The organism is Dankookia rubra, assembly GCF_004355005.1.
In the GTDB taxonomy this organism is placed as follows: domain Bacteria; phylum Pseudomonadota; class Alphaproteobacteria; order Acetobacterales; family Acetobacteraceae; genus Paracraurococcus; species Paracraurococcus ruber_A.
Genome location: NZ_SMSJ01000164.1, coordinates 1 through 7,258, shown reverse-complemented (window position 1 = coordinate 7,258; position 7,258 = coordinate 1). Strand labels below are relative to the sequence as shown.

Sequence of the window (7,258 nt, the reverse complement as noted above, 5' to 3'; positions counted from 1 at the left end):
CAGCCGGCGTCCACATGGCGGTCTCCAAGCAGGAAACCGCCCGCAACGCCGCCCAAGGGGTCAGGATCAGCCCGTCAGACGAGTGCCATCACCCCTTCGCAAACGGGGTCTGAGATAGACCTTCTTGCGAAAGGCTGTGCGGTAGAACTCGTCGAGCACGGTGGGGTGGAAGCGTTCGCAGATGCCGTTCGTCTGCGGGCTTTTGGCCTTCGTCTTGGTGTGGTCGATGTCCTCGGTCGCGAGGTAGAGCTGGTACTCGTGCCGCTCTGGGCTGCCGCAGAACTCGGTGCCGCGGATGGTCACCACGCGAGAGAGCGGCTCGGTCGCAGGATCGGCGACGCCTCATGCAGGCATCGCCAACAGGGCCGGCAACCACATCTCCCCAGGCCACGCCCCCAAGTCCGGAGCCAAAGCCTGGGACCCCGCGTATCGCCCGCGGCTAATCCGCATCGAGCGACAGGAAGCCACCCATGGCGGTCATCGCCAGGATCCGGAGATCCAACAACAATGACCAGTTCTCGATATAGTAGAGATCTAGCTCGACGCGCCGATGCGCCTTCTCGAGCGTGTCGACTGCACCGCGTGAGCCATTGACCTGGGCCCAGCCGGTCAATCCCGGACGGATGCGATGGCGGAGGCGGTAGCGCGCCACCGCCTCGAAATAGTAGTCGCTGCCGACGCGCATATGCAGCGGGTGCGGCCGTGGGCCGATCAGCGACATATCACCGCGCAGCACGTTCAAGAGCTGCGGCAGCTCGTCAATGCTGGTCCGCCGGAGAATGCGGCCGAGCCGTGTGACACGCGGGTCGCGTGCCTGGGTGAAGCGTTCCCCTGTGATATCGCGCGCCTCGGCTGTCATGGTGCGGAACTTCAAGACCTCAATGGGATGGCAGCCGACGCCAAAGCGCCACTGGCGAAAGAGGACCGGGCCCACCGAGTCCAACTTGATGGCGAGCGCGACGAGCATCATACAAGGCGAGAGTAGGAGCAGGGCGGACCCGCTCAGTAGCAAATCGAGCGCACGCTTCGCAATTCCTGCAAAACCAGCATGCGGGTCGTCGGCGAGGTCGAGGAACGCCAAGCGATGGCTGCACTGCAAACTTGGCGTGTCTAATGCCAGGCTGATGCGGACCGGCTGGCCGGCAAGTCGGTTGGCGACCTTCGCCACGCGTTCCGACATATTGGGTCCCGTTACGGCGACGATGACGACGTCGATAGTGCCGCGGACAACGAGCTCGACCGCAGCGTCGATCGCGCCCGGCGCGGCGTCGTCGAAACTACCGGCGACTCTCCACTGGGCTGGCGGCCCGGCGCACAATTGTGCGACGATCGCCCGAGCTTGGTCGGCCGTGCCGATAATCAGTGCGTTGCGACCACTCTGAAGCCGAACCGCGACTCTCGCCCCGGCGAGACGCAAGCCCGCAGCTCCGCAACTCGCGCCGATCGCCCAGGCGACAAACCACGCCGTCCGCCCCTGGGGGCTTGGCGTGATCGACTGGGAGAGAGTGATCCAGCAGAGCGAGGCGACTATCATGACAGCCAGGAAATCGGCGAGCGAGGCGCGACTTGCGGTCGCGTAGGTGTCCTCCTGGCCCATCTGCCCGGGCGGTCGCATGGCAAGGCGTGCCGCAACGGCCAGCATGGCTGCAAGCAGTCCCAGCTGTACCGTCTGGCCCGCCGAGAAGGTCGCCGCCGCCGCGGGGAAGGCCGGCCGCACGATCAGGCCCAGCACCATCAGTTGAAGCGCATCCGCCAGCGCGACACAGAGACGGAATCGATAGGCGTTGGCGATGAGCGGTCGCCGTGGGCGCGGAGCAAAGACGGGTTGTTCAAGCAAACGCCGAAGATCGTCATCGGCGCCCAGCTTGATCGGGTCACTCACGGGAAGCCCTCCATCGCCGAGTCGAGCAAATTGTCAATGATCCCTCACGGGCCGCAGTGACACTGCAACTTTAAATGTTGGCGCGCGCTGCCATCAGGAGCCGGTCATTTCCGGCCCGGACGGCGCAGCCACGACCGAGCGCGGTGGTCGAGTTGCGACCATACTGTTGCCGATTGGGTCGATTCCGAGGGCCAAGCGGAAATAGGCAATGGTCTTCTTTAGGCCTTCCTCGAGCGGCGTCACCGGCTGCCAACCTTCCAGTGTGGCGCGGGTTCGGTCGAGGTTCGGCTGCCGCTGCTTCGGATCGTCGGTCGGAAGCGGCTGGAAGATGAGGTGAGATTTCGATTGCGTCAGCCGGAGCACAGCCTCGGCTAGTTCGAGCATGCTGAACTCTCCGGGATTACCCAGGTTCAGTGGTCCGGTCACGCCCGTCGGCGTGTCCATCAGACGTATTAAGCCGTCGACTAGGTCGTCGACGTAGCAGAAAGACCGCGTCTGCCGGCCATCGCCATAGATGGTGATCGGGTCGCCGCGCAGCGCCTGGACGATGAAATTGGAGACCACGCGGCCGTCCGCGGGATGCATCCGCGGCCCGTAAGTGTTGAATATCCGCGCCACCTTGATGTCGATGCCGTGCTGCCGGTGGTAGTCGAAGAAAAGCGTCTCGGCGCAGCGCTTACCTTCGTCGTAGCAGGCGCGTGGGCCGATCGGATTAACGTTACCCCAGTATTCCTCGCGCTGCGGGTGCTCGACCGGGTCACCATAAACCTCGCTTGTGGAGGCCTGCAGGATGCGCGCGCGGGTGCGCTTCGCCAAACCGAGCATGTTGATGACGCCATGCACGGTCGTCTTCGTGGTCTGCACCGGGTCGAATTGATAATGGATCGGTGAGGCCGGGCACGCCATGTTGAAGATACGATCGACCTCGGCATAGTATGGAAATGTAATATCGTGACGAACTGCTTCAAACATCGGATCACCGATGAGGGCCGCAATATTTGACCGAGTTCCGGTGAAGTAATTATCCAAGCAAAGGACTTCATGGCCTTTTCGCAACAGACGCTCGCAGAGATGCGAGCCGATGAAACCCGCCCCCCCGGTTACGAGAACGCGCAATCTGCTTCCAAACATGAGACGACCTGTTCAGTGTGAGGAGATTAGCAACTGTGAGGAGATTAGCAACGCCGACTCACTAAAAAAAACGTAATCACCGCGAGCTTACTAACCATTTTGGGAAACCCTTCATTGGCGCGACAGACTGAGCTTATGACCGTATCAGGTAGGCATAACGATCTCCGTCATACATTTATTTTCTTGAGGCAATGTCCCTGCTCCTAATGTGTTTAGCAACCGCAGACTCGGGCGAACCAAATTGAAGGAGCCGCAAAGTTACGTTACTTTCAATCTGTAGTCGGAATTCCACTAGGAAACTACAAGCGATGCGTGTATTGCGGCTAGTTTAGATCGATTTGGCCGTGATCCATGTGCAGTTCATGCAACTTCGTTTCAGGACCTCCCGGGCCGAGGCTCTATTGTGACGATCAAGGGTCCACACGCGGTTCGCTGCCAGCCGGCCAAGGTCGTCGACGTCCGCTGCAAAGTCGTACACTTGGCTGGGCAGCCAAACGGTACGGATTGGGCAAAGACAATAACGCTTGGCCATGTCGACCCGCTTTGATTTCTGCAATTATTGATTCGGCTTGGGCGGTCTTGAGGGCGGATAGGACTGCTCCAGGTTGGTGGTATAAAGTATGAAGCATGTGGACAAGCGCAAGCTGCCGGTGGCGGCGCAAGAGGAAAGCCGGCGACAGGTGATCGGGCTCCGGCAGGCCGGCATGACCTATGACGCGATCGCGGCACAGGTTGGGCTGCCCCCCACTGGAGTATTCGACTTCGTCAGGCGCTACGCCGAGCGGGGCGCGGTCGGGCTGATGACCGGCCAGAGCGGGCCGGAACCCGGTTACGGCCGGTTCCTCGACGCTGAGCAAGATGCGAAGACCGGCGACCTGATCCGGCGGCCCACGCCGAATGAGCTGGGCCTGCAGTTTGCGCCGTGGAGCCGGGTGGCGGTGTAGAAGTTGATCCGGAAGCGGTTCGGGGCGCGGCTGGCGGTCCGCACCAGGGGCACTTACCTGGCACGTTGGGGCTTGACCGTCTAGAGGTTGCTGCGGCGGGCCTACGAGCAGGATCCTGCGGCGGTGCGGCGCTGGCTGCGGCGGGCCTATCCCGAAATCGCTACCCGCGCCAAAGCCAAGGGCGGCGCCATTTTCTGGGATGACAAGACCGGCCTGCACTCCGATGACGTGCGCGGCCGCGGCTATGCGCCGCCTGGCCGCACGCCGGAGGCGCAGGTCAACCACCGGCGGGCTAAACTCGGCCTGATGTCGGCAGTGACCAACAAGGGCGGACTGCGCTGGCTGGTGCTGGACGAAGCCATCAAGGCAGCGTACCTGCTTCGCGTCCTCGCTCGGCTGGTCCGGGATGCCACCAGCAAGGTCTTCCTCATCCTTGACCGCCTGCCGGTCCACCGCTTGGTCAAGGTCCGCAACTGGGTCATTGAGCGGGAGGTCGAGATCGAGGTATTCCTACCTGCCCGGCTACAGCCCGGAGCTGAACCCGGATGAGGGTGTTAACGACGACCTAAAGCAGGCAGTAACCCGTCAAAAGCCGGCGCGCAGCAAGGGGCAACTCAAGCACGCTTTCGTCCGGCATATGCGACAGTAGTCGAAGCTGCCCGACCGCGTTCGCAGCTTCTTCGGACAAGACTTTCCGCCACGCTGCGTAGCTCAAGATCACCCAAGCTGTATTAAAAGGAAAACACCAGATGTTTGGGTTAGAAGAGGTATCAATCAAGGGACGACGTAGTGATGACGGTGCTTCGTAATTTTTTCCAGACCCCTAATAATCGCTCCAATGTAGACGTCGAGCGATTAGTTTCGGAAGCCGTAACACACGATGCCGAAGGTGAACGCCGCAGAACGTTTCTCAACCTACGGCAGCGTTTAGCGGATGCATTCACGCCAACACGCCCGCTCGCCGGCCTCAAAGTGGAGTTATTCGGCGGCAATGAAAGCGCATCCTTCATAGGCCGTAAGGCCGAGTGCCTCCGCATCACTCGTGCACTTCTCGAAGACCGGTCGCACGTTGTCATCTTCGGCGAGCGTGGCCGCGGTAAAACCTCTCTGGCCAACCTTGTTGTGGCACAGGCACAAACGGCCTCATTCAACATCGCACGCTACGTCTGCTCGACCACCAGCGATTTTGATACGATCATGCGTGGGCTTTTTCATGACATGTCGCATTGGGTATCTGGCCGAGGTCGAGCCGGATACGGCAATGATGATGGTATAGCGGGCCTGCTGCCACCGCGTCCGCTTCAGCCGAGCGATCTTCCGGCGGTTTGTGGCAGGTTGAACGGTAAGGTAATACTGCTTGTAGACGAATTTGATCGGATCACCGACGACGATACACGTACAGCGGTTGCTGACACCATTAAGCAGCTCTCGGACCTAAGCATTCCGGTCTTATTTATGATTATCGGCGTTTCTGACAGCCCCGAGGCGTTGCTTGGCCGGCATCCATCCATTCAACGCTGCGTCACGCGTGTGGCACTACCCTTGCTCAAGCCGGCAGAGGTGGAACAGCTCGTGGAACGCGGCGCCGCCCAGTCGCGCCTAAATTTTTCTGCCTCTGCTCGGACATGCATCGCGGAGCTGGCGCGCGGCGTACCGTACATCGCGCAACTTCTTGCGCTACGCGCAGGACAAGCGGCCCTCGATAACGGGCGCACCACAATCCTGGGTAGTGACCTGCTCGTTGCAATTGAGACCGCGGCTATCGAGGCAGACCCGCGCATACTTGTTCTCTATAACCTAGCCACGAATGCGGAACGTGACGCGCGAGCACTGTCCGTATTGCGTGCAGCGGCTGCAGGGTCACAGGACGAGCTCGGGCGCTTTCAAGCTGTTCCTGATGGACTTTTCATGCGTGTGGCGGGACTTCAGGTCGATCGGGCGGCTTGGCAACGGGTGCTGAACGTGGATGCGATTCGGCCAGTTCGGGGCGGATGCCCTGACCTCTTCGTCTTTACAGAATCAATGCTGCAACAGCTAGTACTTCTGCGCACCGTGCTTTTGCGCTAGTGGACTTCCCCCCGCGGAGTGGAGGGATAAGATCAGAGCGTCATGCGGCTGAGCGCATGGTGGTCGCTTCCATGCTGGCCCGCACCTCGGCCGGGGTGCGGTAGCCGACGCCCGAGTGCAAACGTTGCCGATTGTAAAAGATTTCGATGTATTCGAACACGGCCGTCCTCGCCTCGTCGCGGGTGCGGAAACGGACCTGGTGGACGTTCTCCGTCTTGAGCGAGGCGAAGAAGCTCTCCATCGGCGCGTTGTCGAGGCAGTTGCCGCGGCGGCTCATGGATTGCGTGATACCGTGCCGCTCCAGCACCGCGCGATACGGCTCGGAGGCGTATTGCACGCCGCGGTCGCCGTGGTGGACCAGCCCACGTGGCGGGCGATGCCGCTGGATGGCCATGACCAGGGCGCCGATGCACAGCTCGGCCCTGAGGTGGTCGGCCATGGACCAGCCGACGATCTCGCGCGTGGCCATGTCCTTGATCGCGGCAAGATACAGGAAGCCCTCGCCGGTCGGGATATACGAGATGTCGGCCAGCCAGACCTGGTCCGGTCTCTCCGCGGTGAAGTTCCGCGCCAGCAGGTTGGGGGCGACCGGCAGGTCGTGGCAGCTGTCCGTGGTGCGAGGTGTGCGGCGGCGGCCCCGGCGAGCCGAAAGCCCGTCCAACGCAGTGCGTTGGACCGCGCATCAGCCGTTCAACGCGCCGGCGCGAATGCCGCAGCCCTTCTCGGCGGAGCTCGGCGTGGACGCCTGGCGAGCCGTAGACCCGCCGGCGAGCGGCGAAGACGCGGCCGATCCGCTCACGCAGCTCGGCTTCCGCTTCGGCGCGGCTTTGGACGGCGGGGATCGCGCGCAGCCAGGCGTAGAAGCCGCTCACGCTCGCGCCGACCACCCGGCATAGCGTGGCCACGGCGTGGTTCACCCGCTCGGCCGACACAAAGCTGAACGTCGTCACGCGACCCCCTTGGCGAAAAAAGCCGCCGCCTTGCGGAGGATCTCCACCTCCTCCTCGAGCCGCTTCACCTCGCGCTTCAGGCGCTGCGTTTCCGCCTGCTCTGCTTTGCGGGCGGCCAACGCCTCGGCCGAGCCGGCCGCCAGGCGGTCGTCGCAACACCAGTCGATGCCGACTGGGCCTGTCCCGCTTTCACGGACACCTTTGATAGGCTGAGGAGCCTGGGAGGTGTCGATGGCGGAGAGCAATAGACAGCGGCGGTTATTTCCGGACGCGTTCAAGCTCGA

The 7,258-nt window shown here is 62.1% G+C and carries 5 protein-coding genes and 3 pseudogenes; 2 read left to right on the top strand and 6 right to left on the bottom strand.

Annotated features, from left to right (window positions below):
• Positions 1-114: 114 nt before the first annotated feature.
• The 3 genes and pseudogenes from E2C06_RS34750 to E2C06_RS34740 form a co-directional block, all read right to left on the bottom strand.
• Positions 115-303 (bottom strand): annotated as a pseudogene (locus E2C06_RS34750) (IS481 family transposase); the annotation flags it as partial.
• Between the two features lie 136 nt (positions 304-439).
• On the bottom strand, positions 440-1,882 hold the full coding sequence (locus E2C06_RS34745; protein WP_133293120.1) for an exopolysaccharide biosynthesis polyprenyl glycosylphosphotransferase: 1,443 nt from the start codon (positions 1,880-1,882) through the stop codon (positions 440-442).
• Positions 1,883-1,975: 93 nt separating this feature from the next.
• Positions 1,976-3,013 (bottom strand): UDP-glucuronic acid decarboxylase family protein, encoded by a 1,038-nt coding sequence (locus E2C06_RS34740; protein WP_133293119.1) that lies wholly within the window; start codon positions 3,011-3,013, stop codon positions 1,976-1,978.
• A 620-nt stretch (positions 3,014-3,633) separates the two neighbouring features.
• On the opposite strand from E2C06_RS34740, the pseudogene E2C06_RS40045 reads away from it, so the two are divergent.
• Positions 3,634-4,603 (top strand): annotated as a pseudogene (locus tag E2C06_RS40045) (IS630 family transposase); the annotation flags it as partial.
• A 146-nt stretch (positions 4,604-4,749) separates the two neighbouring features.
• Positions 4,750-6,024, top strand: coding sequence for an nSTAND1 domain-containing NTPase (locus E2C06_RS34720; protein ID WP_133293115.1), 1,275 nt, complete (start codon positions 4,750-4,752; stop codon positions 6,022-6,024).
• 40 nt (positions 6,025-6,064) lie between these two features.
• Here E2C06_RS34720 and E2C06_RS34715 read toward each other — a convergent pair whose 3' ends face one another.
• The 3 genes and pseudogenes from E2C06_RS34715 to E2C06_RS40040 all read right to left on the bottom strand — a co-directional run.
• Positions 6,065-6,685, bottom strand: coding sequence for an IS3 family transposase (locus E2C06_RS34715; protein WP_133293114.1), 621 nt, complete (start codon positions 6,683-6,685; stop codon positions 6,065-6,067).
• A 28-nt stretch (positions 6,686-6,713) separates the two neighbouring features.
• Positions 6,714-6,896: pseudogene (locus E2C06_RS41000) on the bottom strand (IS3 family transposase); the annotation flags it as partial.
• Positions 6,897-6,970: 74 nt separating this feature from the next.
• Positions 6,971-7,258, bottom strand: a 288-nt coding sequence (locus tag E2C06_RS40040; protein ID WP_241671605.1) for a hypothetical protein, incomplete at its 5' end; no start/stop codon positions are given.